Below are 25,925 nucleotides of genomic sequence, written 5' to 3'. Positions count from 1 at the left end.
GGTTCGGTTCGGGTTCTCGCGCGATCGCCTCAGGGCTCGCCGACGACGGCGGGGTCCGGCGTGGAGCGGTCCCGCGTGGAGCGGTCCCGCGTGGAGCGGTCCCGCGTGGAGCGGTCCCGCGTGGAGCGGTCCGGCCTCGGCAGGTACGCGACACAGGAGATCTCGATCAGCAGATGCGGATGCGGGAGCTGGTGGACCGCGACGGTGGTGCGCGTGGGGCCGCTCTCGTCGAAGTACTCGGCGTAGACCTCGTTGTAGCCGCCGAAGTCGTTCATGCTGACCAGGTACGTGGTGAGCGAGACCGCGTCGGCCAGACCACCGCCCGCGGCGGCCAACAGGTCGGCGATGTTCTCGATCACCGCCCGGGTCTGCGCCCGGATGTCCAGATCGGTGGTGCCCATCGCGTCCGCGCTCGCGCCGACGAAGGTGCCGTCGGGTCGCCGGGAGCTGGTGCCGGACACGTAGACGAAGTCACCGGCCCGCTTGACGTGCGGGAACCGGCCGCGCGGGGCGGCCTTGCCGGCGACCAGGATGCCGTCGTCGGCGCTCATCGTGTGGTCACCTCCGCGCGGCCGAGGCCGGCCGCGGACACGCGCACGTGCGCGCCCTTGGGCAGCGGCATCGCGGCGGTGGCAGCCCCCGCGAGCACGACCCATCCGGGCCGGAGTTCGAGACCGGCCTCGGCGGCCAGTCGGGCTGCCGCAATCAGCGAGCGCAACGGGTTGCCCAGGATCGCCGCCGAGGACCCGGTCGCCACGACGCGTCCGTCGATCTCGACGAGCAGGCCCAGGTTGCTCAGGTCGAGTCCGGTCGGGTCGTGCCAGGGACCGAAGCCGAAGCCGGCCGCGGACGCGTTGTCCGCGATCACGTCGGGCAGCGTGAACTTGAAGTCCGCGTAGCGCGAGTCCAGCACCTCGTAGGCGACCGCGACACCGGCGATCGCGCGGACCGCCTCGGCCGGGGTGATCGTGCCGGACAGCGGGCTGCCGATCAGGAACGCGATCTCCGGCTCGATCCGGGGGTGGATCAGCTCGCCCAGGTCGAGCACACCACCCTCCTCGACCTGCATCGCGTCGGTGAGCAGCCCCCAGATCACGTCGTCGACGCCCATCTGGACCATCTTGGCGCGGCTGGTGAACCCCATCTTGACGCCGATCAGCGCCTCGCCCCGGGCCACCCGACGGTCGATCACGGCGCGCTGGACCCGATACGCGGTGTCCAGGTCGAGATCGGTGGTGTCGGTGAGCCGGGCGACGGTACGCCGGCCTCGTCCGGCCTCGTCCAAAGTGGCGGCGAGGGCGGCCACGAGTCGGGCGCCGGTGGCTTCGCCGTCACCCACGTGCGGGGCGCCCGCGGTGCTCTCGGTCGCGCCGTCGGCGGTGTCGGTCATCAGTTCTCCTCGGGGTTCGTCGCCGCGAACGCGACACGTACGTCGCCGAGCCCGTCGATCCGGGCCTCCAACACGTCTCCCGGGGCCACCGCCACCATCGGGCCCAGCGCGCCGGTGAGCACGGTGTCCCCGGCGCGCAGCGGTCGGCCGAGCCGGACGAGGATGTCCGCGAGCCAGATCGCCGCGTTCAGCGGGTGGCCCAGGCAGGCCGCGCCGACGCCGGTGGAGACCGGCTCGCCGCGCCGCTCCAGGACCATGCCCGCGAGCCGCAGGTCCGAGTCGCCGAGCGCCACCGGCCGGTTGCCGAGCACGTACATCCCGGAGGAGGCGTTGTCCGCGACGGTGTCCGCGATGCCGATGTCCCAGTCGCGCACTCGGCTGCCGCACACCTCGATCGCGGGCAGCACGAACGCGGTGGCCCGGATCAGGTCGGCGACGGTGTGCCGCTCGTGCGTCAGGTCGGCCTCCAGTACGAGCGCAACCTCGGCCTCGGCCCTGGGCTGGAGCACCGCACCGACCGGTATCTCGGCGCCGTCCGGCACCGCCATGTCCGCGTACAGCATGCCGAAGTCCGGTTCGTGCACCCCGAGCTGGCTCTGCACGGCGGCGGAGGTCAGGCCGATCTTGCGCCCGACCAGCCGGCGGCCCTCGGCGAGCCGGCCGACGGTCAGCCGCTCCTGGACCGCGTACGCGTCCTCGACGCCGGTGATCAGGTCGCGCACCGGCGCACACGGGACGCCGGACCTCTCCGCGTCGAGCAGCCGCGCGGCGGCCGCGTCGATGGCGTTCGTCGTTGTCTCAGTCACTGTCACTCTCGTTCCCGGCGGCGGTCGGATCCTGATTCGGTCAGATCTTGATGCAGATGTTCACCGGTTCGGAGAAGAAGTCCAACGAGTACTCGCCGCCCTCCCGGCCGATCCCGGATGCCTTGATCCCGCCGAACGGGGTGCGCAGGTCCCGCAGATTCCAGCAGTTGACCCACACGATCCCGGCCTCGACGCGCGGGGCGACCCGGTGCGCGCGGGAAAGGTCACGCGTCCAGACGGTCGCGGCCAGGCCGTACGGGCTGTCGTTGGCGAGTTCGATCGCCTCGTCCTCGGTGTCGAACGGCAGCACATGGCAGATCGGCCCGAAGACCTCCTCCCGTACCGTGCGCGCGCTCTGCGGCAGGCCGGTCAGCACCGTCGGTTCCACGTGGAACCCCCGGTCCCGCTCGTCACCGAAGCTCGGTACGCCGCCGCCCGCGACGACCGTGGCCCCCTCCTCGACGGCGAGCCGGTAGTAGGACAGCACCTTGTCCCGGTGCGCCGCCGAGATCATCGGACCGTAGTCGGTCAACGCCCCCGCTCGGGAGCCGAGTTCGGCCACGAACGCGGCGAAGATCGAGCGCTCGACGTAGATCCGCTCGGTGCACAGGCAGATCTGGCCGGAGTGGGTGAAGGCGGAGCGTACGGTGCCCGCCACCGCTTCCTCGAAGTCCGCGTCGGCGAACACGATCGCCGGGTTCTTGCCGCCGAGTTCGAAGGACACCGGGGTGATGTGCTCGGCCGCCTTGCGCATGATCGCGCTGCCGGTGGCCGATTCGCCGGTGAACGCGATGGCGTCGACACCCGCGTGCTCGGTGAGGAACTCCCCCGCCGCACCCGCGCCGTGACCGTGGATCAGGTTGAACACGCCGACCGGCAGCCCGGCTTCGTGGATCACCTCGGCGAGCAGCGTCGCGGTGCACGGCGTCTCCTCGGACGGCTTGGCCACCACGGTGTTCCCGGCCGCGAGCGCGGGGGCGACCTTCCAGGTCAGCAGCAGGAGCGGGAGGTTCCACGGCGAGATGATCGCGACCACGCCCAGCGGACGGCGCACGGTGTAGTTGAGCGCCTGGCCGGTGCCGCCGCTCCATCCGGGCACGGCGGTCGAGTGGGCCCGCTCGGGCCGCCCGTACAACAGGTCGGCGTAGGCGCGGAAGTTGCCGATCGCCCGGGGGATGTCCACGGTGGCGGCGAGCTCGCGCGGCTTGCCGGTGTCCGCGACCTCGGCGGCCACGAACTCCTCGAACCGGGCCGCGATGCCGTCCGCGATCCGCCGCATCGCCTCGGCCCGAAGCTCGACGGACGTCGACCCCCACTGCGAGAGCGCGCTGCGAGCGGCGGCGACGGCGGCGTCGACGATCGCCCGATCGGCCTCGGGAACATCGCCCACGACGGCCCCGTCCACCGGGTTCACCAGCGGGAATCTCTCGCCGCCCGCCCGGCTGAACTCTCCCGCCAGATAGTGCGCGGGCAGCACACCCGTCCCGGCCACCGACCGTCCCATCGCCCAATCCCTTCGCCGCAAGCCCCGACGCAGCGAGCTTCCCCCGACCACGACATGCCCGTCCAATACTCTTTGGACCGTGATGCATATCGATTTCGGTATGCCACTCGCCGCCATCGACCCGCTGATGCGACCGCTCGATCGAACCTCCTCGATCGCATGATCAAACTAATGCTTGAAGATAGCTTGACTCATTAGTTCGATGACCGATAGAACTACGACATCAAGCCGTCGCCGGAGGTAGAGATCATGGGCATCACCGCTGTTCCGCAGGTCACGCACCGTTTCGTGGAGGTCGACGGGGTTCGGGTCTTCTACCGGGAGACCGGGCCGGTGGGTGCGCCCGCGTTGCTTCTGCTGCACGGCTTTCCCTCGGCCTCGCACCAGTTCCGACGGCTGATGGACGTGCTGGGCAACGACTTCCGGTTGATCGCGCCGGACTACCCCGGCTTCGGGCACACCGAGGCACCGGCGGGCTTCACCTACTCGTTCGAACGGCTGGCCGATGTGGTCGAGGGCTTCGTGGACGCGCTCGGGCTGGATCGGTACGTGCTGTACACCTTCGACTTCGGCGGTCCGGTCGGGTTGCGGCTGGCCGAGCGGCGGCCGGCGGCGGTCGCCGGGTTGATCGTGCAGAACGCGAACGCCTACGCCGAGGGCCTGTCGGAGATGGCCCGCGACTTCATCGCACTCACCCCCGAGGTGGAGGGCGCCCGGGAGAAGGCCGCCGAGTTGCTGGTGCTGCCGGTGACCCGGAGCCAGTACGAGGGCGGCACCGCCGACCCCACCCTGGTGGCGCCCGACGGCTGGACCCTGGACCAGCACTTCCTGGACCAGCCGGGCCGCAAGGAGGCCCAGGTCGACCTGGCGCTTAACTACCACACCAACGTCGCGCTGTACCCGAAGTGGCAGGCATGGCTGGCCGAACACCGCCCGGCGACGCTGATCGTCTGGGGCCGCAACGACATCTTCTTCCCGGCGACCGGCGCACACGCCTACCTCGCCGACCTCCCCGACGCCGAGCTGCACATCCTGGACACCGGGCACTTCGCCCTCGAGGACAAGCTGCCGGAAATCGCCCCACTGATCGCGGACTTCCTGCCCAGGGCCTGGGATGGGAAGGCCCGGGCCGGGGACCGGAAGGAGAGCATCGGATCGGTGTCCCGCTGATCACGCCCGCCTCGGGTCCGCGTGTCGATCTCCCGGATCGGCGCCGTGCGCGGCGCGAGCCGGGAGCAGGGGCCCGAGCCGGAGCAGGGTGGCGGCGAGTGCGAGGACGTCCGCGACGGCGGTGACGGCACGCGACAGCGTCCATGCCACCTCCGGATCGGGCGTCGTCGCGGGGCTCGTGGTTGGCGGGCGAGGTGGCGCCTCGCTAGGTTGGCCAAGCACGTTGTCGCCGATCGAAAGCGGTTCTCGGTGGATGTCGCTCGCGCCATGGCCCACGATCCGCACGGCGTCTTCGCCCGAATGCGCGAGGCCGGACCCGTGCACGCGATCGTCGCGCCGGACGGCAGCCCCGCATGGTTGGTCACGCGGTACGCGGATGTCCAGGCGGCTCTGGGCGACCCGAGGTTGTCGTTGCACAAAGGGCATGCCAAGCCCGGCGGTTACAAGGGATTCGAACTCCCGCCCGCACTGGACGCCAACCTGCTCAACATGGACCCGCCCGACCACACCAGACTGCGCCGCCTCGCCGGCCAGGCCTTCACCCCGCGCCACACCGCCGACCTGCGCCCCCGGCTCGAACGCACCGTCGAGTCCTTGGCCGACGATCTCGCCGGCCGCGAACGGGTTGACTTGGTCAAGGACTTCGCGTCGCCCTTCGCGGTCGACGTGATCTCCGAACTGCTCGGCGTGCCGACAAAGTCCCGGTCCGACTTCCGCACCTGGACCAATGCCGTACTGGGCGCGGACGCCACCCGGGAGGGCATCCGCGCGACGGTGCGCGAGATGTACGCGTTCTTCGTCGCGCTGCTCGCCGCCAAGCGCGCCGAGCCCGGTCCCGACCTGCTGTCCGCGCTGATCGCCGCGCGGGACGCCGAGGATCGGCTGAGTGAGGACGAACTGACCTCCTTGGCCTTTCTGTTGCTCTTCGCGGGCTACGAGAACTCGGCCAACCTGATGGCCGGCGCGCTGCACGCGACGATCGAGGACGAGGCGCTGCGCGACGCGCTGCTCGCCGACCCGGAGGCGGTTCCGGTCCTGGTCGAGGAGGTCGCCCGGCACATGTCGCCGGCGCTGCTCGCGATCCGCCGCTTCCCGCTGGAGGACATCGAACTCGGCGGCGTCACCATCCCGGCCGGCGACACCGTCTTCCTGTCGATCGCCTCGGCCAACCGCGACCCGCGTCGCTACGCCCGTCCGGACCGGATCCAGTTGGACCGCCCCGATCCGGCCCGCCACCTGAGCTTCGGCCAGGGCATCCACTACTGCATCGGCGCACCGCTGGCCCGCCTGGAGGCCGAACTCGCGGTCCGCACCATCCTGACCCGCTTCCCGAAGACCCGACGGCACGCGCCGGTCTCGTGGCAGCCGTCGGTCCGCGTGCGCGGCCTGAGCACGCTCCCGGTCGAACTCGGCGACTGACCCGGACGACTTGTGTCGCCCCGCGCCGGCGTCGGGGATTCCCGGGGCCGCTGTCCGGGCGTTTCCGGGAGTCGCGGCGGGAGGGTGCCGCCGCGGCGGAACCGCGAAAGGGGTCGTCCGGCGTCCGTTGGGTCATGCCACTGTCGGCGAACTGTCACAACTCTGTGAGAACTCTGTGGGCCGGCCGGATTGTCCGGTGACGGCGCGTCCGAAAGGGACCACAGTGGAAGCCGCACGACAGGGGATCGACGGTGCGACCTCACGACCGTCGAAGGGTGGCGTGCCATGGATGGGGAGTCGGAGCAGATGTCTGTTCGTCGAGCGGTTTCCGCGCAGGCGCACCACCACGGCGTACTCGGCCGGGAGACCGACGGCGGCGCCCTCGGGCGGGCCCGAGCCGGCCGGCCGTCGGGCGTGCGCTGGTGGACTCGGCGCACCACGCAGGGCGCCGCGATGATCGCGCTGATGGTCGTGGCGCTGGTGGTCGGGCCTTCGCTGGGCGTACTGCCGTCGCTGTCCGAGCGGGTGGACGGGGTCAGCCGGATCACGAACGTGGTCCACGACTCGGACGCCCCGGTACACAAGCGCTGACCGAGCGGCTCGCTCGCCTCCCGCTCCGCCCTCTCCCGAGGGCCGGCCTCTGCGATCGGGTGGGGCCGGCGGGCCCGGGTCGGTTCGGTGCCCGCCCGACACCGTTTTCGTGCGGGCCGCCCGACATCGCTTCAGTGCCGTACCGACTCGATCACCCGACGCAGGCCGACCTCCAATAGCCGCGGGTCGTCCCAGTCGCGGGTGACGTGGTCGAACAACATCCCCTGGAGCAGCGCCAGCATGATGTGCCCGTCCAGGCGCGCGTCGGTGGAGCCCAGCGACAACGCGATCAGTTCCGCGAAGGCTCGGAACTCGGCCTGACAGCGGATCATCGCCTCGCGGATCAACGGCTCGCGCGCGCCCGCGAGTTCCAGCTCCAGACGGGCCAACTGCACGCTGCGTTCGCCGTCCCACCACTCGCGCATGTACACGGCCAGTTGCGGATAGTCGATCTCGATCGGCCGGACCGCCGTCATCCGCATCAGTTCGTGCGTGATCTCCCCGGCGAACCTCTTGTCCCGTTCGGCCATCCGCTCGATCACCGCCAGGATGAGCTGATCGCGGGTCTTGAAGTAGTACGTGACCGAGCCGTTGGGCAGCCCCGCCTCCTCTTGTACCGCGCGATGGGTGAGCCCGCGCAGCCCGTGAGTGGCCAGCACCCGAATCGACGCGTCCAGCATCAGCGTGCGGCGGTCGACGCGCGCCGAGCCGGCGGGCGGATCGGGTGTGGCGGGTACGCCGGCCGGGGCCACCCGGACTGCCGGGGCCGATGTGGCGGAGGGGGCAGAGGCGTCGGGCGTGCCGGCGGGATCGTTCACGTGGGGCATGTGTCCATTATCCCTGCGCTTGACGCTTGTAGAAATATTCTCTACAACTATAGAACTTACTTCTACGAACGTAGGAACAGCGATGGCTTCCTCAGGGATACCCGCCACCGAGTCCGCGGTCGGGGCCGACGCGGACGCGGCCACCGAACCCGCCGAATCCGCCGGGGCCGCCGGGCGCTCGCGATCCGCGGGCCCCGGCTCGACCCGCTCCGCCCGCCCGGTGAATCCGAAGCTCGTTCTGCTGCTCGTGTGTGTCGCGCAGTTCGTGCTGCTCGTCGACGACACGATCGTCAACGTCGCGCTGCCCACCATCGGCGACGATCTCGACTTCACCGAGAGTTCGCTGTCCTGGGTCACCAACGCCTATTTCCTGACCTTCGGCGGCTTCCTGCTGATCGGCGGCGGTCTGGCCGACCTGCTCGGCCGACGGCGCCTGTTCGGGATCAGCCTGGTGATGTTCGTGCTGGCGTCGGCGGTCTGCGGCATCGCGCCGAACTCCGCGGTGCTGATCGGAGCCCGCGCCGCACAGGGCATCGCCGGCGCGCTGTTGTCCCCCGCCGCGCTGGCCATCCTGCTGGCGACCTTCCGGGAACCGGCCGAGCGAGCCCGTGCGCTGGGCACCTGGGCCGCACTCACCGGGCTCGGCGCGGCCACCGGCCTGTTGCTCGGCGGCGCGCTCGTCGAGTGGACCCACTGGCGCTGGATCTTCCTGATCAACCTGCCGGTGGGCGCGCTCACGCTGCTCGCGCTGCCCAAGGTGATCGGCCCGGACGACCGGGAAGCGGTCCGTCGCGTACCGGACTTCGCCGGTGCCGCGATCGGCACCGCCGCCGTGCTGACGCTCGTGTACACCGTGGTCGAGACCGACACCCACCCGTGGAGCTCGACCCGGACCCTGCTCGGACTGGGCATCGCGGCCGTCCTCGCGATCGGCTTCGCGGTACGCCAACGCTACGCGGCCGAACCGCTGCTGCCCCGAGCCCTGTTGCGGATGCGGCACCTGGTACTCGCGGACGTCCTGGTGCTGGTCGCGGCAGGCGGTCTGTTCGCGATGTTCTTCTTCCTCACCCTGTACATGCAGCGAATCCAGGGCTGGTCGCCGATGGAGACCGGCCTGTCCTTCCTGCCGTTCAGCGTCGGCATGGGACTCGGGGCGGCGGTGTCCACCAAACTGATCGCCAACCGCGGCCCGTTGCTTCCGGTGAGCGTGGGCCCGGCGGTCGCCGCCGGCGGCATGTGGCTGATGAGCCGCCTGGACGCGCACAGTTCGTACACCGGTCACCTGATGCCCGCGCTGGTGGTCACCGGCCTGGGCCTGGGCGTCGCGTTCGTCGCGATCATCCACACCGCGACCGGCGGAGCCGGCGAGGGCGAAGGCGGCGTCGCCTCGGCGATGGTGACGACGTGTCAGCAGATCGGCGCGGCGATCGGCATCGCGGTCCTGGTCACGGTCGCGACCAACCACACCAAGGATCGGGTGAAGTCCGGCGTCGTGCAGCAGGACGCCGTGGTGGACGGATTCAGCCGGGCATTCGAGATCCAGGCGGGCCTGATGGGCGCGGCAGCCCTCCTGGGCATCGTGGTCGGCGTGGCCACCGCCCGCCACCACGCGGCCCGGAAGGAAGCGGGGCCGGATCCTCTCTCGGGCTTGACGTAGGAGAACCCGGGGCGGCCGGGTTCTATTCGGCGCCACCTCGGGCGGGTTCGCCGAGGTGGCGCCGGCGGTACGACCACGTCACCGCCGCCAGGAGCGGCGCCCACCACACCAGCGGCTGGTACAGCACGCCGAGCAGGTCGCCTCCGGAATCGGTCATGTCGTCGTGCGGAACGGCCCACCAGAACAGGAACTGGGTCCACAGCAGGGCCAGGATCACCACACCGGTGTAGGCGACGCGCGTCACGAGCACCGGATTCATCCGCCGCCCGCCGACGAACGGGACCCAGCGGGGTGGGCGTTCGCCCCAGGGCCGGACCAGTCCGAGGGTGAGCAGGGCGGCCAGTTCGGTGCTCAGGCTGAGGAAGACCACCCACGGCCCGCCCCACCCGGTCATGTTCATGTTCGCGTAGCCCTGCTCGGTGTATCCACCGTGGTTGCCGAAGACGAGCGCGAACCGCCAGATCGCGGAGGGCAACGGGGTCAGCGCCGCGACATGCGCGGCCACGATCGCCCAGCGCGGGGCGGGTGGCACTTCAACGGCGGAGCCCGGTACGGGAGCAGGTGCGGGTGTGCTGGTGGCGCCGGTCTCCGGAGGTGTGATCATGTGCGGAATTCTGGCATCGGGTGCGATGTCACCACCTCGGCGTACGGACCTGCCTTTCGGTCGATCGCGGGGATGAGGGCGGAGCGTCGGGTACGGCCCGCGAGGGATCGACGGCCCGGCGGTCGAGACCGGATTTGTTCGAGGCGGTCGGGTTCAGTCGCGTTCGGCCCGCCGCACCGTGCTCGAGTCCTGGGGCTCGAATTCGGAACTCCGGCGCGCGGGACGACGATCCACCGACCCCCGATCCGCCGATCCGGTGAACTCCCGTCGCGTCGTGCGTGTCCTCGTGAACGCGGTCTCGGACATGTGCAAGACACTCGGCATGGACACCACTTCCGCCACGTCGCGCCGTACGTTGCTGATGGGCGCCGCCGCCACCCTCGGTCTTCTCACCGTCGCCACACCGTCCGCCGTCGCCACCGACGGACAACCCTCCCCACGCCCCGCCTTCGTCTCGGAACCGGTCCGCTTCGTCGACGCCGGGCCCGGACGCATCGCGGTCACCTTCGACGACGGACCGCACCCCGAGTACACGCCGCGGGTACTGCGGGTACTGCAGAAATATCGGGTGCCCGCGACGTTCTGCGTCGTGGGCTCGGAGGTCGAACGACACCCCGGACTGCTCCGCGCGATCCATGACGGCGGCCACGCGATCGCCGGCCACTCGTGGTCCCACGCCGACCTCCGGCAACTGCAGCCGGCCGCCGTGATGGAGGAAGTGGAGCGCAATCTGACCACAATCGATCAAGTCCTGCCGGGACTTCGGATCGAGTGGTTCCGCGCCCCGTACGGCCGCTGGTCGGCGGAGGTGATGGGCGCGCTGCGCGCCAACGGCCTGCGCCCCCTCGGCTGGTCCGTCGATCCCCGCGACTGGGAACAGCCCGGCACGAACGAGATCGTCCGCCGAATCCTGGCCGACACCACAACCGGCTCGATCATCGTCAACCACGACGCGGGCGGCGACCGCTCCCAAACGGTGGCCGCCCTGAGCCTATGGCTTCCCCGCCTCCTGGCAGCCGGCTACCGCTTCGTCCTCCCAACCTGACCCGCCCCCACCACACATCCCACCCCGAGAAACCCGACACAAGCCCAAGCCCCGGGCCGGCAACGCACGTAACCCGACGCAGCCGACACCGGCACGCCGGACGTGCGTCAACGCAGCCCGGGTCGGCACCACAGCCAAGCAGCGGACCGGGGTCGCGCGCGATCGAACCGCGAGCGCCCCGGCAGCGCACCACGTCCGCGCGGCCACGCAACGCGCCGACGCGGCGGGCGGCGGCGGACGACCGGCCCAGCCGCCGAGTCGCAGGTCGCCGCGGCGACGAGCATGGGCGGCCGTGGGCGGCGCTGAGCCCGCGCCGTGTGGCGGTCGCTGAGCCCGCGCCGTGTGGCGGTCGCTGAGCCCGCGCCGTGTGGCGATGGGAGTGGCCGGGCGTAGCGGGTCCTGTGCCGGGCGCACGTTGGTGTCGGCGGATTCGGCCCTCGCTTCCTGTACGGGTGTCCGCGTCCGGCCGGGCAGGAGAAGGCCCCGAGACATGCTCGGCCGGTGCCGCACGATCGGGGCGCGACGCCGGACGGTCGGGTGCTGCCGGTGGGCCACGACGGCACGCACATCCTCGGCCGGACCCCGAATCAACGGAACGTGACGCCCGGTGGTCGAGTGACGCCGGTCGATCGGGGCGAAGTGCCGAAGGTACTCGACCGGGTGGGTCGGGTGAGGGTGGTCGGGTGTGGGTCAGGGGCGGGTGGTGTGTCGGCTTCGGTGGGGGGCTTCGAAGGGGGCGGGGGGCTTCGTGCAGGATTCGCAGCGGCCGGTGAGGGCGACGGCTGTCGGGTCGAGGACGAAGCCCTGTGCGGCGGCCAGGCGGGAGGCGACGTCGTCCAGTAGGTCGCCCGGCGCGTGGCTGACCGTGCCGCAGACGCGGCAGCGTACGTGCACGTGTGTGCCGCCGACCAGGTGGCCCGCCAGGTGGTAGGTGGCCGCGTCGTGGCGCAGCCGGGTGAAGGCGACCAGGTCGAGGCGTTCGAGTGCGTCCAGCGCGCGGTAGATGGTGGTCCGGTGCACGCCCGGCGCCGCCCGGGACACGGCGGCGAAGATCGCGTCGGCGCTCAGATGTTCGTCGGCGTCCGCGAGCACCCGAAGCACTGCGGTGCGCGCCACCGTGACCCGCTCGCCGTGCGCGCGGATCTGCCGCACCGCCTCGGACACCGGGTCGGGGGTGGGGTGCTGTACACCGTCGTCCATATGCAACAGTGTCGCATCTGGCCGATCGACAACCCGACATGGGGTGACAGGCCGGGCATACCGATACGAGGCACCGAGGCACGACGAAGGGGCGGTGGGTGCGGTGGTGGTCCGCGAGCGCGACGACGCCTGCCCCGGGGTCGTGGACGCGTCGCCGGCCGACGACGGCCTGATCGCGCGCGTACGCCTCCCGGGCGGTCGGCTCACCCCCGCCCAACTACACGAACTCGCCGAGCTGGCAGCGCGTTTCGGTACCGGTTCGATCGACCTGACGGCACGCGCGAACATCCAACTGCGCGGCCTGGCCGAGGCCGACCTGCCCGCCCTCGCCGAGGCCGTCACCGCGGCCGGCCTGATGCCCTCCCGCAGCCACGACCGGGTGCGCAACATCCTCGCGAGCCCACTGGCCGGCCGCGACCCGAACGCGCTGCTGGACGCGGACGCCGTACTCACCGCCGTCGACCACGCCCTGTGCGCGGCCCCGGATCTGACCGCCCTGTCCGGCCGCTTCCTGATCGGCATCGACGACGGCGGGCTCCCGATCGCCTCCGCCCGGCACGACCTGGACCTGGTCGCGCCGGCCCGCGACACCTTCGCGCTGCACACCGCCGGCCACGACACGGCCTGGCGATTCGCCCCCGCCGACGCACCGGCGGCGATCGTTCACGCGGCCCGCGCGTTCCTGGCCGCCCGCGCCGACACGGGTGCCTGGCATATCCGCGAACTCCCTTCCGGCGCGGCCCGGTTCGCCGCCACCCTCGGGTCCGCCCCCTTCCCGAGTCGTATCCGCGAGCCCGCGGTCGCCGGCCCGAGCCCCGGCGGGCCACGTCGCCACAGCGGCAGCCGGCCACCCATCGGCGTACTCCCGCAGTCCGACGGCCGCTTCGCCGTCGGAGCACTGGTCCCCCTCGGTCGCCTGACGCGACGTCACCTGTCCACCCTCGTCGGCTTGCGGGCCGAACTGCGCATCACCGGCACCAGAGGCGTGGTGATCCGCGACGTGACCGACCCGGCAGCGACCTCGGCCGCTCTCGAAGCAGCCGGCCTGCCATGCGACCCCGCTTCCCCGTGGCGCGGCGTGACCGCGTGCAGCGGCCTGGGCGCCTGCCGCCGGGCCCTGGCCGACGTGCGCACCGAGGCCACCCGTCACGCACTGGGCCACTCCCCCATCGGCGTCGCCCTCGCGGACACCACCCCGATGGACACGGATCGTGCGGCCGCCGATCCCCCCGGGGCTCTCGGCCGCGCCGACACGCACTGGGTCGGCTGTGCCCGCGCATGCGGCAAGCCCGCCGGTGCGACGCTTGTGGTCGCGCGCGAGGACGGCACCTACGAAACCGTCCCGCCCGGCCGAGCGCCCACCCCCGGACCGGTACCCGCACGGGTACCCGCACCGGGCCCACCGGCACCGTCCACCCCGGCATGACGGCCGACGGACTCCCCGCGCGGCAGATTCTTCATCGGGCACGCAGCACCATGCCCCCCACACGCACGACGACCATCACCACCACCCACACCCGGGCAAAGGAGCAGCCGACGTGGACGACGACTGGATCAAGGACGGCGCCGAGATCTATCGGCGTTCGTTCGCGACCATCCGGGCCGAGGCGGACCTGTCCCGCTTCCCCGAGGACGTCTCGCGCGTCGTCGTCCGGATGATCCACGCGTGCGGCATGACCGACCTCCCGCAGGACGTCGGCTTCCACCCCGATGTGGCCCGTGCCGGTGCCGAGGCGCTGCGTGCCGGTGCGCCGATCCTGTGTGACGCGAACATGGTCGCGTCCGGGGTCACGCGCAAGCGGCTGCCCAAGGACAACGACGTGCGCTGCCTGCTCGCCGACCCGCGCACTCCGGTCCTGGCCGCCGAACAGCGCACCACCCGCAGCGCCGCCGCCGTGGACCTGTGGGTCGACGACCTCGCCGGCGCCGTGGTCGCGGTCGGCAACGCGCCGACCGCGCTGTTCCGGCTGCTCGAACTGATCGACCAGGGCGCCCCGCGCCCCGCCGCGATCATCGGGATCCCGGTCGGCTTCATCGGCGCGGCCGAGTCCAAGCAGGCCCTGGCCGACCATCCCGCCGGCATCCCCTATCTCGTCGTACACGGCCGCCGCGGCGGCAGCGCGATGACCGCCGCCGCCCTGAACGCACTGGCGAGCGACCAGGAATAGGCGGCGGGCAACAGCCCGAAGCCGAGAAGTCGCGAAAGAGAATCGCCCCACCCACCCCCAGGAGCACAGCGTGACCACCACCGGCCGCCTGTACGGCATCGGCCTCGGCCCGGGCGACCCCGAGCTGATCACCCTGAAGGCGCATCGCCTGATCACCTCGGCCGACGTGGTCGCCTACCCGGTCAAGAAGGGTGCGCGCGGCGTCGCGATCACCATCGCCGAGCCGTATCTGAGCGACACTCAACTCCGCCTCCCGCTCGAATACCCGGTAACCACCGAGAGCACCGATCACCCGGGCGGGTACGACGGCGCGCTCGCCGACTACTACGACTCGACCGCCGCCGAGATCGCCGCGCACCTGGACGCCGGGCGCGACGTCGCGGTGCTGTGCGAGGGGGACCCGTTCTTCTACGGCTCGTACATGTACTGGCACGAACGCCTCGCCGACCGCTATCAGGTCGAGGTGGTGCCCGGCGTGACCTCGGTCAGCGGCGCGGCGGCCGTGCTGGGCCGGCCGCTCGTGCAGCACGACGAGGTGCTCACCATCCTGCCCGGTACGCTCCCGCCCGACGTGCTCGCGGCCCGGCTGCGGACCGCCGACTCGGCTGCGGTGATCAAGCTCGGCAAGCGGCATTTCCCGGCGGTGCGCGGTGCGTTCGAGCAGGCCGGGCTGGCCGAGCGCACCTGGTACGTGGAGCGCGCGACCACCGATCGGCAGCAGGTGCGGCCGCTCGCCGACGTGGTCCCGGAGGAGGTCCCGTACTTCTCCCTCGTGATCACCCCATCGGCGGCGTCCGGCGGCGAGTTCGCGACCAACCGCACGCCGCGCGCGCCGGAACCGGAGTACGTGCTGCCCGAACCCACCGGCGAGATCGGCTCGATCGACGTGGTCGGCCTGGGGCCGGCCGGTCCGGAATGGCTCACCCCCGACGCGCACGCCGCGCTCGCCGCCGCCGATCACGTGGTCGGCTACGGCCCGTACGTCGACCGCGTGCAACCTCGCCCCGGGCAGAAGCGGCACCGCACTGACAACCGGGTCGAGGCCGAACGCGCGCGCCACGCCATCGCGTTGGCCGAGGCGGGCGGCCGGGTCGCGGTGGTCTCCTCCGGCGACGCGGGCGTGTTCGCGATGGCGTCGGCCGTACTGGAGGCCGCGCACGAAACGGCCACCGAGGTCCCGGTCCGGGTGGTCGCCGGGCTGTCGGCGATGCAGGCGGTGGCGTCCCGCGCGGGTGCGCCGCTGGGCCACGACTTCTGTGTGATCAGCCTGTCCGCGATCCTCAAGCCGTGGGACGTGATCGAGCGTCGGCTGACCGCCGCCGCCGAGGCGGACCTCGCGGTCGCGATCTACAACCCGGCCTCCAAGACCCGGCGGACCCAGGTCGCCGAGGCCCGCGACCTGTTCCTCAAGCACCGCGGCCCGGACACCCCGGTCGTGGTGGGCCGCGACGTCGGCGGCCCGACCGAGTCGGTGCGCGTGGTCCGGCTGGCCGACCTGGACCCGGAGGTGGTGGACATGCGTACGCTGCTGATCATCGGCTCGTCGCAGACCCGCACCTATCCTCGCCCGGACGGCGGCACCGGCGTGTACACGCCGCGGCGCTACCCGGCCTGACGATCGGGCCGACCGTGTTCGCGTACGTCCGTCGGGTCGAGCCGCGCCGTCCGCCGGGCCGGCGGCTCGGCCGGGTCGCCAAGATCGACTCGGGGCCGTCCTGTGTCACAGTGAGTGGCGTGCGCGACTCACCCTTCGGCCGCAGCGGACCGCTCGGCCGGCCCGGCAGGCCCGGCCAGGACCCACCGCGCGGCGGACTCCGCGTCGGTGACCTGTGCCGGTGCGCGCACCCGGGGACGGCGGATCAGCACCACCGGCAGACCCAGCTCGCGGGCGGCGGCGAGTTTGGCCGCCGTCAGGGCACCCCCACTGTCCTTGGTCACGAGCGCGTCGATGCGCCGGTCACGCAGCAGCGCGATCTCGTCGCCGACCGTGAACGGGCCTCGGGACAACAGCACTTCGCACGCGCGCGGCAACGCGCCCGTGGGCGGCTCGACGCTGCGCAGCAGGAACCACAGGTCGTCCAGGTGCGCGTAGGGCGCGGTCTCCAGGCGGCCCGTGGTCAGGAAGACCCGCCGAGCCAGGCCCGGCAGAATCCGCGCGGCCTCGTCGGCGGAGTCGACCGGGTGCCAGCGGTCGCCGGGCACGGCGGTCCAGCCCGGACGTTGCAGGCGCAGCAACGGGACCTCGGCCTCGGCACAGGCCGCGACCGCGTTCGCCGAGATCCGCGCCGCGAACGGGTGAGTGGCGTCGACCACGGCCACCGCGGCCCGCGCCCGCAACCACGCGACCAGGCCGGGCACGCCGCCGAAGCCGCCCACGCGGGTCTCGCCGACCGGCAACACGGGCGCGCTGGTACGCCCGGCCAGCGACGAAACGACACGCAATCCCGGGACGTCCACCAGCCGCGCGGCGAGCACACGCGCCTCGGCGGTGCCTCCCAGCACAAGCACCACACGGCCCCCGTCACCGACGGCGACCGACCCGACCGGATCACCGGAGGCAACCGAGCCGAGCGAGCCGCCCGATCCGATCATCGGCGCGTCGGCGGTACGGGCTTCCGTCGCCCCGCTCACCGTACGCGCCTCTCCCGACCCGCTCACGATTGGCTCCTCCCCCGATGACCCGCCCCGATCAGTTGCGCCGAGGGTGGACCACCGGAGCATGCGCGACCGCCGCCGCGACGGCCGCCTACCAGGCTCTGCTGACCGGCGAGTTTCCCGACCCGGTGACCGTGTGGCTGCCCGGCGGCCAGACGCCCGCGTTCGCCCTCGCCGTCGAAGAGCTCACGACCCAAGACCTCATGCCCCGAGAGCTCACGAGCCAAGAACGAAGAGCCCAGGAACGAACGGCCCAAGACCCCACGAACCAAGACCCCACAACCGAAGCCCCCACCGCGAAGCACCCCCCGCCCCACACCGCCATGGCCGGCGTAGTCAAGGACGCCGGCGACGACCCCGACGTCACCCACGGAGCACTGATCCGGGCCACCGTGCGGCACGCCGCGCCCGGTTCCGGCGTGATCTTCCGCGCGGGTCCGGGCGTCGGCACGGTGACCCTGCCCGGCCTGCCGCTCGCGGTCGGTGAACCGGCCGTCAATCCCGTCCCGCGCAAGCTGATTCGCGAGGCGGTGGCCCGGGTGGCCGCGGCGCACGGCGGCACCGGCGACGTCACGGTCGAACTGTCCGTGGACGACGGCGCCCGGATCGCCGAACAGACCTGGAACCCGCGGCTGGGCATCCTCGGCGGCCTGTCCATCCTGGGCACCACCGGCATCGTGATCCCGTACTCGTGCTCGGCCTGGATCGACTCGATCCGCCGTGGCATCGACGTCGCGCTGGCCACCGGCGAAACGCACGTGCTCGGCGCGACCGGCACCACCTCCGAGCGGGTCGGCGCCGAGGTGTACGGCCTGTCCGGCACCGCACTGCTGGACATGGGCGACTTCGCCGGCGCGCTGCTCAAGTACCTGCGCAGGCACCCGATCCCGCGGCTGACCATCGCCGGTGGCTTCGCCAAACTCTCCAAGCTCGCCGACGGCCATCTCGACCTGCACTCGGGCCGGTCGCAGGTGAACCTGGACGCGCTCGCCGAACGGGCCACGGCGGTCGGCGGGGACGCCGACCTGGCCACCCACATCCGCGCCGCGAACACCGCCCTGCACGCGCTCGAACTGGCCCGCGCGGCGGACGTCCCGCTCGGCGACGCCGTCGCGGAGGCCGCCCGCGACGCCGCCCGAGCCCTGCTGCGCGGCAGCGAACTCCCGATCACCGTCGACGTGATCGCGATCAACCGCACCGGCACCATCGTCGGCCGGGCCGCGCCCGCCTAGCCCCGGGCCCGATCCGGTCGGCGCCCGGTCGCCGCCGGTCCGGCTCACCCGACCGGCCTCGGCTCGGTCCGGTCACGAATCTCGCTGTACAAGTGGCTGTCGCAGAAGCCCGGTTCACCCAGGACGCGGCCGACCATGATGACCGCCACCGCCTTGATGCCGTTGTCCCGCACCAGGGAGACCAGGTCGACGAGTTCGCCGCGCACGATCAACTCGTCCGGACGCGACGCGCGCGCGACCACCGCGACCGGGCAGTCCGCACCGTACAGCGGGGTCAACTCGGCCACCACGCGCTCGACCTGACCCACCGCCAGATGCAGCACCAGCAGCGCGCCGGACCGGCCCAGGGTGGCCAGGTCCTCGCCCGGCGGCATCGCCGTCGCGTTGCCCGCGACCCGGGTCAGGATCACCGTCTGGCCCACCGTGGGCAGCGTCAGTTCGCGGCCCATCGCCGCCGCGGCGGCGGCGAACGCCGGTACGCCCGGGGTGATGTCCCACGGGATGCCGAGCGCGTCGAGGCGGCGCTGCTGCTCCGCCACCGCGCTGAAGAACGAGGTGTCCCCCGACTGGAGCCGGGCCACGTCGTGCCCGGCCGCGTGTGCGGCCCGCAGTTCCTCGACGATCTGATCCAGGTTCAGCTCGGCGGTGTCCACGAGGCGGGCCCCGGGCGGTGCCGCCTCGACCAGTTCGCGCGGCACCAGCGCGCCCGCGTACAGGCACACCGGCGACGCGGCGATGATCCGCAACCCCCGCACCGTGATCAGGTCGGCCGCGCCGGGGCCGGCGCCGATGAAGTGCACGGTCATGGAACTACTCCTCGTTCGCATCGGAAGGCGGCTTGACCGCCACCCACTGGGTGACCGGCATCGCCGGGCGCCACCCGGTGAACCGGCCCACCGGAGCGGACCGGGTGATCTGCACGCGGGTCAATTCCCCGCCGAACACCGCGCGATGCCGCAACAACTCGGCCTCGGTCTCGGCCACCACCGCGTTCGCGACCAGTCGGCCGCCGGGGCGCAGCGCCGCCCAGCAGCGTTCGACCACGCCCGGCACGGTCAGCCCGCCGCCGATGAACACGGCGTCCGGTGCCACGCCCGCGAGTTCGGCGAGCCCCACATCCTCCGCGAGCACCTCCGGAGCCCGGCCGACCACGATCCGCAGCCCCGGCACGCCCAGTGCGACGGCGTTCGACCGGGCCCGTTCGGCGCGGTCCTCGCGGGTCTCGAAGCCGATCGCCCGGCACGTCGGATGCGCGCGCATCCACTCGATCCCGACGCTGCCGCTGCCCGCGCCCACGTCCCACAACACTTCGCCCGGAAGCGGCCCGAGCGCGGCCAACGTCATGGCCCGAATCTCGCGCTTGGTCAACTGCCCGTCGTGCGCGTAGACATCGTCTGGCAGGCCGGGCACCCGGCTTCGTCCGGGGCCGTCCCCACACTCGACGGCGACCACGTTCAGGTCGGCGAACCGCCGTTCGGGGGCCGCCGCGAGCGCGTCCGCGCTGCCCTGCCACGCGGACTCCGCCGGACCGCCCAGGTGCTCCAACACGGTGACCGTACTCGTCCCGAAGCCGCGTTCGCGCAGCAGTACGGCCACCCGTCCCGGCGTCAGTCCATCCGCGCTCAGCACCAGGACGCGTGCCGCACGGGCGAGTTCGACGGCCAGTGTGGCCGGCGGGCGGCCCACCGCGCTGACCACCGGCACACCCTGCACGGACCAGCCCAGCCGTGCGCAGGCCAGCGAGGCCGACGACGGCGCGGGCACAACCGTGACCCGCGCGGCGCCCAACTCGCGGACCAGGGTGGCCCCGACGCCGAAGAACATCGGGTCGCCGCTGGCCAGCACACACACCCGCCGCTGCGCGGCCGACTCGGCCACGAACCGCACCGTGAACGGCGACGGCCACTCGACCCGCTCGGCCCCGGTGTCCGGCACCAGCGCCAGATGCCGTGCACCGCCGACCAGCACCTCGGCCGCGGCCACCGACTCCCGGGCGGCGAAGGAGAGTCCGTCCCAGCCGTCGTCGCCGATCCCGACCACGCACACCGACCCGGCAGGTTCCGGGTCGGGTCCGGCCTCATGGCGCGGCCGCCGCGCGGCGGACGTCTCGACCGGATCGCCCGGCCGGACCGAGCCGGGCAACCAGCCCAGGTCCGCGGGCCCGGTCCCGGCGCCCGCGCCGGACCACGCCATCCCGAGCGCCGGCCCCGGACGCAGCCCCGGAAGCCGGTCCTCACCCGGATCGGTACTCACCTCGGGCGGCGAACCGGCCCTTCCGGGCGCGTCGCCGCCCCGCTCAGGCATCCCCCGCGTCCTCGCCGCCCTCGAGGTCGCCCTCGACATCCAGGTAGACCTCGCGCAGCCCGTCCAGCGTGGCCGCCTCGGGCTTCTCCCACATGCCCCGGTCGGCGGCCTCGAGCAGTCGTTCGGCGATTCCGCGCAGCGCCCACGGGTTGGCGGTGCGCATGAACTCCCGGTTGGTCTCGTCCAGGACGTACTCGCCCGCGAGCTTCTCGTACATCCAGTCCGCCACCACACCGGTCGTGGCGTCGTAGCCGAACAGGTAATCCACCGTGGCGGCCAGTTCGAACGCGCCCTTGTAGCCGTGCTTGCGCATCGCCTCGATCCAGCGCGGGTTGACCACCCGGGCACGGAAGACCCGTGCGGTCTCCTGCTGGAGCGTCCTGGTGCGGACCGCGTCCGGCATCGTCGAGTCGCCGATGTACGCCGCCGGCGCGGTGCCGGTCAGCGCGCGTACCGCCGCGACCATGCCGCCGTGGTACTGGAAGTAGTCGTCCGAGTCGGCGATGTCGTGCTCGCGCGTGTCGGTGTTCTTGGCCGCGACCGCGATCCTGCGGTACGCGTCCTCCATGTCCTCGCGCGCGAACACCCCGTCCAGGCCCCGCCCGTAGGCATAGCCGCCCCAGGTCGCGTACACCTCGGCCAGGTCCGCGTCGTCGCGCCACGTGCGCGCGTCGATCAGCGGCAACAACCCCGCGCCGTACGCGCCGGGCCGGGAGCCGAACACGCGCGTGGTCGCCCGACGCGCGTCGCCGTGTCGGGCGGTGTCGGCGCGCACGTGCGCCCGGACGTAGTTGTCCTCGTCCGGCTCGGCCAACTCCGCGACCAGCCGCACCGCGTCGTCGAGCAGCAGCACCACGTGCGGGAAGGCGTCCCGGAAGAAGCCGGAGATGCGCACCGTCACGTCCACCCGCGGTCGGCCCAGCTCGGCGAGCGGGATCGCCTCGATCCCGGTCACCCGGCGCGACGCGTCGTCCCACAACGGTCGCACGCCCAGCAGCGCCAACACCTCGGCGATATCGTCGCCACTGGTGCGCATCGCGCTGGTGCCCCACACCGAAAGGCCCACCGAACGCGGCCAGTCGCCGTCGTTGTCGGCGCGGTAGCGGTCCAACAGCGAGTCCGCGAGCGCCTGTCCGGTCTCCCAGGCCAACCGGCTCGGGATCGCCTTCGGGTCCACGGTGTAGAAGTTGCGTCCGGTCGGCAGCACGTTGACCAGCCCGCGCAGCGGCGAACCGCTGGGCCCGGCCGCGACGTAGCCGCCCTCCAGCGCGTGCAGTACCGCGCCGATCTCGTCGCCGGTGCGGTCCAGGCGCGGCACGATCTCGGTGGCGGCGAACGCCAACACGTCGGCGACCGCCGCCGATGCGGTGCCCAGCACCTCGTGCGTGACGGCCAGGGCCCGAGCCGGGTCCCACCCGCCCGCCTCCATCGCCGCGACCAGGCGGTGCGCGCGGTCCTCGGCGTCGTCGGTCTCGGTGCGCGAGGCGCCGCCCCCCTCGACCAGGCCGAGCGACTCGCGCAGCCCGGGCAGCGCGGCGGCCTTGCCACCCCACACCTGACGCGCCCGCAGCATCGCGGTGACCAGGTTGATCCGGCCCTCGCCGGTGGGCGCGCTGCCCAGGATGTGCAGGCCCTCGCGGATCTGCGCGTCCTTGACCTCGCACAACCACCCGTCCAGGTGCAGGATCAGGTCGTCGAACTCGGCCTCGTGCGGCCGGTCGGTGATGCCCAGGTCGTGGTCCAGCTTGGTGGCCTGGATCAGCGTCCAGATCTGTGCCTGCAGCGCCGGGCCCTTGGCCGGGTCGAGCGCCTGCACGTTGGCGTACTCGTCGAGCAGTTGCTCCAGGCGGGTCAGGTCGCCGTACGTCTCGGCCCGCGCCATCGGCGGCACCAGGTGGTCCACGATGATCGCGTGCGCGCGCCGCTTGGCCTGCGCGCCCTCGCCCGGGTCGTTCACCAGGAACGGATACACCAGCGGCAGGTCGCCGAGCACCGCGTCCGGACCGCATTCCGCGGACAGGCCCAGGTTCTTGCCCGGCAGCCACTCCAACGTGCCGTGCTTGCCCAGGTGTACGAGCGCGTGCGCGCCGAATCCGCCCGGGCCGGCGGGCGCGTCCAGCCACCAGTAGGCGGCCAGGTAGTGGTGGCTCGGCGGCAGGTCCGGGTCGTGGTAGATGGCCACCGGGTTCTCGCCGAAGCCGCGCGGCGGTTGGATGATCAGGATCACGTTGCCCGCGCGCAGCGCCGCGAGCACGATCTCGCCCTCGGGGTCGCGCGAGTGGTCCACGTACAGCTCGCCGGGCGGCGGGCCCCAGTGCTCCTCGATGTTCGCGCGCAACCCCAGCGGCAACTTCGCGTAGCGCTCGCGGTACTCGGCTGCCGAGATGCGGACCGGGTTGCCTTCGAGCTGACCCTCCGTCAACCACTCCGGGTCCTGGCCGCCCGCCGCGATCAGCGCGTGGATGAGCTTGTCGCCGTCCGGCGGTTCGAGCCCGGGCAGCGCGTCGGCGCCGTCGAGCGCGCCGACGTCGTAGCCGGCCGCGCGCATCGCGCGCAGCAGCGCGACGGCGGAGGCCGGGGTGTCCAGGCCGACCGCGTTGCCGATCCGGGAGTGCTTGGTCGGGTACGCGGACAGCACCATGCCGATTTTGCGCTCGCCGACCGGAATGTGCCGAAGTCGGGCGTGCCGCACCGCGATCCCGGCGACGCGCGCGGCCCGCTCGGGGTCCGCGGCGTAGTGGGTGAGCCCGTCCGGGCTCGTCTCCTTGAACGAGAACGGGACGGTGATCAACCGGCCGTCGAACTCGGGCACCGCGACCTGGGTGGCCGCGTCCAGCGGGGACAGGCCCGCGTCGCCCGCCTCCCATTCGGCCCGGCTGGTGGTCAGGTTCAGCGCTTGGAGGATGGTGATGTCCAGGCCGGCCAGCGCGCCGACGTCCCATTGCTCGTCGTCGCCGCCGGCGGAGACCTCGGCGGGCTTGGCCCCGCCCGCGCCGCCCGCCGCGAGCACGGTCACCAGCAGCGCGTCGAGTTCGCCCAGCGCCGCGAACAACGACTCGTCCGCGCCACGCAGCGACGCGCACCAGATCGGTACCGGCCGGCCGCCCGCGTTCTCGATCGCCGCGCACAGGTCGTCCACGAACGCGGTGTTCCCGGCCAGGTGGTGGGCGCGGTAGTAGAGCACGCCCACGGCGGGGCCGTCGACCTCGCGCGCGCTGCGGTCCAGTCGGCCCCAGGAGGGCACCTCGACGGGCGGCTCGAAGCCGTGCCCGGTGAGCAGCAGCGTGTCGGAGAGGAAGCGGTGCAGTTGGGTCAGGTTGTCCGGGCCGCCCTGGGCGAGGTAGGCGTGGGCCTGCGCGCTCACCCCGGCGGGTACGGTCGCCAGTTCCATCAGCGCGGCGTCGGCGGTGAGTTCGCCGCTGAGCACGACCACCGGGCGCGGACCGGCCAGCAGCGCGTCCAGCCCCGCCTCCCACGCACGCCGCCCGCCGAGCAGGCGCACCACGACCAGGTCGGTGCCGTCCAGGAGCGCGGGCAGGTCGGCGACGTCGACGCGGGCCGGGTTGGCCAGTCGCCAGTCGCCCTCGCTCGCCTTCGCGCTGAGCAGGTCGGTGTCGGATGTCGACAGGAGCAGGATCACCGGGCGCCTCCGCCGATGCCGGCGTGGCGGACCACGGAGTGGATGTCGCGAACGGGAGAGCCGCCGTCGAACGTGCCGCGGAAGCGAGCGGGAATGCCGCTGGAGTGGGTGCCGCAGTCGAAGCTGCGGATGCAAGAACGCCGGCAGGACGAAATCGTCACCTGGAGCGCCTCTCCGGGGTCCTCGCCCCATCGGACTCGGGGTGAGACGCGCAGTTCCTGACTCCCGGTCCCGTCGCCGGCGTCGGATGACGTCGTACGGCGGAGCCGGTCACAGTGGCGGGACCGTCCCGGGATCGCACCGGGTTCCTGCCACGCCCTCCCCGCGCCGGTAGGGCCGGCGCGGGGCCAGCATCGCTCAGTGGCCCGCCTTGACGCAACATGCCCCAATCGGCGTCGGAGCCGGTGGTGACACATGTCACCACCGGCTCCGACGCCGGTTCTCGGGCTCAGCCGTTCTTGCGCACTCGCTCCACGAAGGCACCGAACTCGTCGGCGACCTCGTCCGCACTCCAGTCCAGGGCGGGTTCGGCGACGGTGATCTCGGCGAACGACATCCCCGGCAGGCCCGGCTCGGTCCAGCGGCCGGCCAGCCACACGCCCCGGTCGGCGGCGTACTCGAGACCGATCCGGTTGAGCAGCTCGGCCGGGTACGGCAGCCACATCTGGAACTGGTGCGTGTGCGGGACGGCCGGGAAGACGGTCGCCCCGGACACCCGGGCCAGACCTGCGGCCACGACCTCGGCGTGCGCGACGTAGCCGGGTAGCCGAGGCAGCGTCTCCTCCAGGGCCATGAGCGCGTCCAGTGCCATCGGCCAGGCCTGAAAGGGCCGCCCGCCGTACCGGTGCCGCCACGCGTGCGCCTCCTCGATCAGCTCGGCGCCCCCCGCGAGGGCCGCTCCGGCGTTCGCGCCCAGGCCCTTGTAGTAGGAGACGTAGACCGAGTCGAACAGGTCGACGATCTCGCTCGGCCCGCGGCGAAGGTAGGTGGTGCTCTCCCACAACCGCGCGCCGTCCAGGTGCAGGGCCGCGTCGCGGTCCCGCGCGGCCTGCACGACGGCGATCAGCTCGTCCCACTCGGGCAGCACGAATCCGTGATCGCGCAGCGGAAGTTCGTAGAACAGGGTGCCGAAGCGCTCACCACTGGTGCGGATGTCCTCGGCGGTGATCTGACCGGGGCCCTGGGTGAGCGTCAGGGGTCGAAGTCCGGACAGCACCGACACCGCGTCGCGCTCGTAGGTCAGCGGATGGGCCCTCGGGTGGATACCGACCACGTTCGAACCGGTCGCGCCGGCGTGACAGCGCAGCGCGACCTGCTGGGCCATGGTGCCGGTGGGAAACAGCAGCGCCGCCTCGGTGCCGAGCAGCTCGGCCGTACGCGCCTCCAGCCGGGCGACCACGCCGCCGTCGCCGTACATGTCCGGCCACTCGCCGGGTTCGACCGTCTCCTGCGCGTACGCGGTCAGCCGGGCCAGCCGTTCTGCGACCGTGGTGGGCCGTACCCCGGACAGGATCCGGCCGCATGCGCGGATCGCGCGCAGCCTGCCGACGTGCTCGTCGTTTCCGATGTATCCCATGCACGCATCATCCAACGCGGGCCGCGGGCCCGGACACACGCAAGCGGGGGGGGGGGGGGGGGGGGGGGGGGGGGGGGGGGGGGGGGGGGGGGGGGGGGGGGGGGGGGGGGGGGGGGGGGGGGGGGGGGGGGGGGGGG

At 72.6% G+C, this 25,925-nt stretch carries 22 protein-coding genes and 1 riboswitch; of the genes, 9 read left to right on the top strand and 13 right to left on the bottom strand.

All coding sequences use genetic code 11. The features are described 5' to 3' along the window. Positions 1 to 29 precede the first annotated feature (29 nt). The 4 genes from ACZ4FV_RS06610 to ACZ4FV_RS06595 are packed head-to-tail and all read right to left on the bottom strand — an operon-like array spanning position 30 to position 3,700. A complete protein-coding gene (locus ACZ4FV_RS06610; RefSeq protein ID WP_465322032.1) occupies positions 30 to 551 on the bottom strand; it encodes a RidA family protein in 522 nt (173 codons plus the stop codon). Further along, on the bottom strand, positions 548 to 1,390 hold the full coding sequence (locus ACZ4FV_RS06605; protein ID WP_465322030.1) for a 2-keto-4-pentenoate hydratase: 843 nt from the start codon (positions 1,388 to 1,390) through the stop codon (positions 548 to 550). The genes ACZ4FV_RS06610 and ACZ4FV_RS06605 overlap by 4 nt, the downstream gene beginning before the upstream one ends. Further along, complete coding sequence (locus ACZ4FV_RS06600; RefSeq protein ID WP_395859444.1) at positions 1,390 to 2,202, bottom strand: 2-keto-4-pentenoate hydratase; 813 nt, start codon at positions 2,200 to 2,202, stop codon at positions 1,390 to 1,392. Before ACZ4FV_RS06600 ends, ACZ4FV_RS06605 begins: the two co-directional genes overlap by 1 nt. 34 nt (positions 2,203 to 2,236) lie before the next feature. Further along, the gene (locus ACZ4FV_RS06595) at positions 2,237 to 3,700 is read right to left on the bottom strand and encodes a 2-hydroxymuconic semialdehyde dehydrogenase (protein ID WP_402237660.1); all 1,464 of its coding nucleotides are present in this window, start codon (positions 3,698 to 3,700) and stop codon (positions 2,237 to 2,239) included. Positions 3,701 to 3,949: 249 nt separating this feature from the next. Between ACZ4FV_RS06595 and ACZ4FV_RS06590 the strand changes: the two genes are divergently transcribed. Continuing rightward, positions 3,950 to 4,870, top strand: coding sequence for an alpha/beta fold hydrolase (locus ACZ4FV_RS06590; RefSeq protein ID WP_465322028.1), 921 nt, complete (start codon positions 3,950 to 3,952; stop codon positions 4,868 to 4,870). Here ACZ4FV_RS06590 and ACZ4FV_RS06585 read toward each other — a convergent pair whose 3' ends face one another. Further along, positions 4,871 to 5,020: a hypothetical protein gene (locus ACZ4FV_RS06585; protein WP_402237664.1), complete on the bottom strand. Its 150-nt coding sequence runs from the start codon at positions 5,018 to 5,020 to the stop codon at positions 4,871 to 4,873. A gap of 117 nt (positions 5,021 to 5,137) precedes the next feature. Here ACZ4FV_RS06585 and ACZ4FV_RS06580 point away from each other — a divergent pair, with 117 nt between their 5' ends. Together ACZ4FV_RS06580 and ACZ4FV_RS06575 are read left to right on the top strand one after the other, a co-directional pair. After that, positions 5,138 to 6,289, top strand: coding sequence for a cytochrome P450 family protein (locus ACZ4FV_RS06580; protein ID WP_465322026.1), 1,152 nt, complete (start codon positions 5,138 to 5,140; stop codon positions 6,287 to 6,289). 306 nt (positions 6,290 to 6,595) lie between these two features. Continuing rightward, positions 6,596 to 6,880, top strand: a complete 285-nt coding sequence (locus ACZ4FV_RS06575) for a hypothetical protein (protein ID WP_402237670.1) — start codon at positions 6,596 to 6,598, stop codon at positions 6,878 to 6,880. A gap of 131 nt (positions 6,881 to 7,011) precedes the next feature. Here the strand turns inward: ACZ4FV_RS06575 and ACZ4FV_RS06570 are convergent, their stop codons facing one another. Next, positions 7,012 to 7,707: a TetR/AcrR family transcriptional regulator gene (locus ACZ4FV_RS06570; RefSeq protein ID WP_402237672.1), complete on the bottom strand. Its 696-nt coding sequence runs from the start codon at positions 7,705 to 7,707 to the stop codon at positions 7,012 to 7,014. An 82-nt stretch (positions 7,708 to 7,789) separates the two neighbouring features. On the opposite strand from ACZ4FV_RS06570, the gene ACZ4FV_RS06565 reads away from it, so the two are divergent. Then, positions 7,790 to 9,364, top strand: a complete 1,575-nt coding sequence (locus ACZ4FV_RS06565; protein ID WP_402237675.1) for an MFS transporter — start codon at positions 7,790 to 7,792, stop codon at positions 9,362 to 9,364. Positions 9,365 to 9,386: 22 nt separating this feature from the next. Here ACZ4FV_RS06565 and ACZ4FV_RS06560 read toward each other — a convergent pair whose 3' ends face one another. Beyond that, entirely contained in the window at positions 9,387 to 9,968 is a 582-nt protein-coding gene (locus ACZ4FV_RS06560; protein WP_402237678.1) for a hypothetical protein, read from the bottom strand. Positions 9,969 to 10,242: 274 nt separating this feature from the next. On the opposite strand from ACZ4FV_RS06560, the gene ACZ4FV_RS06555 reads away from it, so the two are divergent. Then, positions 10,243 to 11,013 (top strand): polysaccharide deacetylase family protein, encoded by a 771-nt coding sequence (locus ACZ4FV_RS06555; RefSeq protein ID WP_402237679.1) that lies wholly within the window; start codon positions 10,243 to 10,245, stop codon positions 11,011 to 11,013. Positions 11,014 to 11,703: 690 nt separating this feature from the next. On the opposite strand, the gene ACZ4FV_RS06550 is transcribed toward ACZ4FV_RS06555, so the two are convergent. Beyond that, positions 11,704 to 12,213: a Fur family transcriptional regulator gene (locus tag ACZ4FV_RS06550; RefSeq protein WP_395859453.1), complete on the bottom strand. Its 510-nt coding sequence runs from the start codon at positions 12,211 to 12,213 to the stop codon at positions 11,704 to 11,706. Between the two features lie 94 nt (positions 12,214 to 12,307). On the opposite strand from ACZ4FV_RS06550, the gene cobG reads away from it, so the two are divergent. From cobG to ACZ4FV_RS06535, 3 genes are all read left to right on the top strand, one after another. Next, positions 12,308 to 13,639 (top strand): precorrin-3B synthase, encoded by a 1,332-nt coding sequence (cobG, locus tag ACZ4FV_RS06545; protein WP_465322023.1) that lies wholly within the window; start codon positions 12,308 to 12,310, stop codon positions 13,637 to 13,639. Between the two features lie 112 nt (positions 13,640 to 13,751). After that, positions 13,752 to 14,381 (top strand): precorrin-8X methylmutase, encoded by a 630-nt coding sequence (locus ACZ4FV_RS06540; RefSeq protein WP_402237684.1) that lies wholly within the window; start codon positions 13,752 to 13,754, stop codon positions 14,379 to 14,381. 70 nt (positions 14,382 to 14,451) lie between these two features. Further along, on the top strand, positions 14,452 to 15,996 hold the full coding sequence (locus ACZ4FV_RS06535) for a precorrin-2 C(20)-methyltransferase (RefSeq protein ID WP_402237686.1): 1,545 nt from the start codon (positions 14,452 to 14,454) through the stop codon (positions 15,994 to 15,996). Positions 15,997 to 16,124: 128 nt separating this feature from the next. Here the strand turns inward: ACZ4FV_RS06535 and ACZ4FV_RS06530 are convergent, their stop codons facing one another. Beyond that, positions 16,125 to 17,012, bottom strand: a complete 888-nt coding sequence (locus tag ACZ4FV_RS06530; RefSeq protein WP_465322071.1) for a cobalt-precorrin-6A reductase — start codon at positions 17,010 to 17,012, stop codon at positions 16,125 to 16,127. A gap of 44 nt (positions 17,013 to 17,056) precedes the next feature. Between ACZ4FV_RS06530 and ACZ4FV_RS06525 the strand changes: the two genes are divergently transcribed. Then, positions 17,057 to 18,268 carry a cobalt-precorrin-5B (C(1))-methyltransferase gene (locus ACZ4FV_RS06525; protein WP_402237687.1) on the top strand — a complete coding sequence of 404 codons (1,212 nt, stop codon included), beginning with the start codon at positions 17,057 to 17,059 and terminating at the stop codon, positions 18,266 to 18,268. Between the two features lie 44 nt (positions 18,269 to 18,312). Here ACZ4FV_RS06525 and cobM read toward each other — a convergent pair whose 3' ends face one another. The 4 genes from cobM to ACZ4FV_RS06505 all read right to left on the bottom strand — a co-directional run bounded on the left by cobM (position 18,313) and on the right by ACZ4FV_RS06505 (position 25,788). After that, positions 18,313 to 19,074, bottom strand: a complete 762-nt coding sequence (gene cobM / locus ACZ4FV_RS06520; protein WP_395859459.1) for a precorrin-4 C(11)-methyltransferase — start codon at positions 19,072 to 19,074, stop codon at positions 18,313 to 18,315. Between the two features lie 4 nt (positions 19,075 to 19,078). Then, positions 19,079 to 20,572, bottom strand: a complete 1,494-nt coding sequence (cbiE, locus tag ACZ4FV_RS06515) for a precorrin-6y C5,15-methyltransferase (decarboxylating) subunit CbiE (RefSeq protein WP_395859460.1) — start codon at positions 20,570 to 20,572, stop codon at positions 19,079 to 19,081. Then, a complete protein-coding gene (gene cobN, locus ACZ4FV_RS06510) occupies positions 20,565 to 24,212 on the bottom strand; it encodes a cobaltochelatase subunit CobN (protein WP_395859461.1) in 3,648 nt (1,215 codons plus the stop codon). The genes cbiE and cobN overlap by 8 nt, the downstream gene beginning before the upstream one ends. Positions 24,213 to 24,424: 212 nt before the next feature. After that, positions 24,425 to 24,523, bottom strand: a riboswitch (cobalamin riboswitch). 137 nt (positions 24,524 to 24,660) lie between these two features. Beyond that, a complete protein-coding gene (locus tag ACZ4FV_RS06505) occupies positions 24,661 to 25,788 on the bottom strand; it encodes a threonine aldolase family protein (protein WP_402237690.1) in 1,128 nt (375 codons plus the stop codon). Positions 25,789 to 25,925 lie beyond the last annotated feature (137 nt).

Source organism: Embleya sp. NPDC025285, from assembly GCF_055558835.1.
Note: the sequence above shows the minus strand (reverse complement) of the source record. Positions and strands in the feature narration are given on the sequence as shown.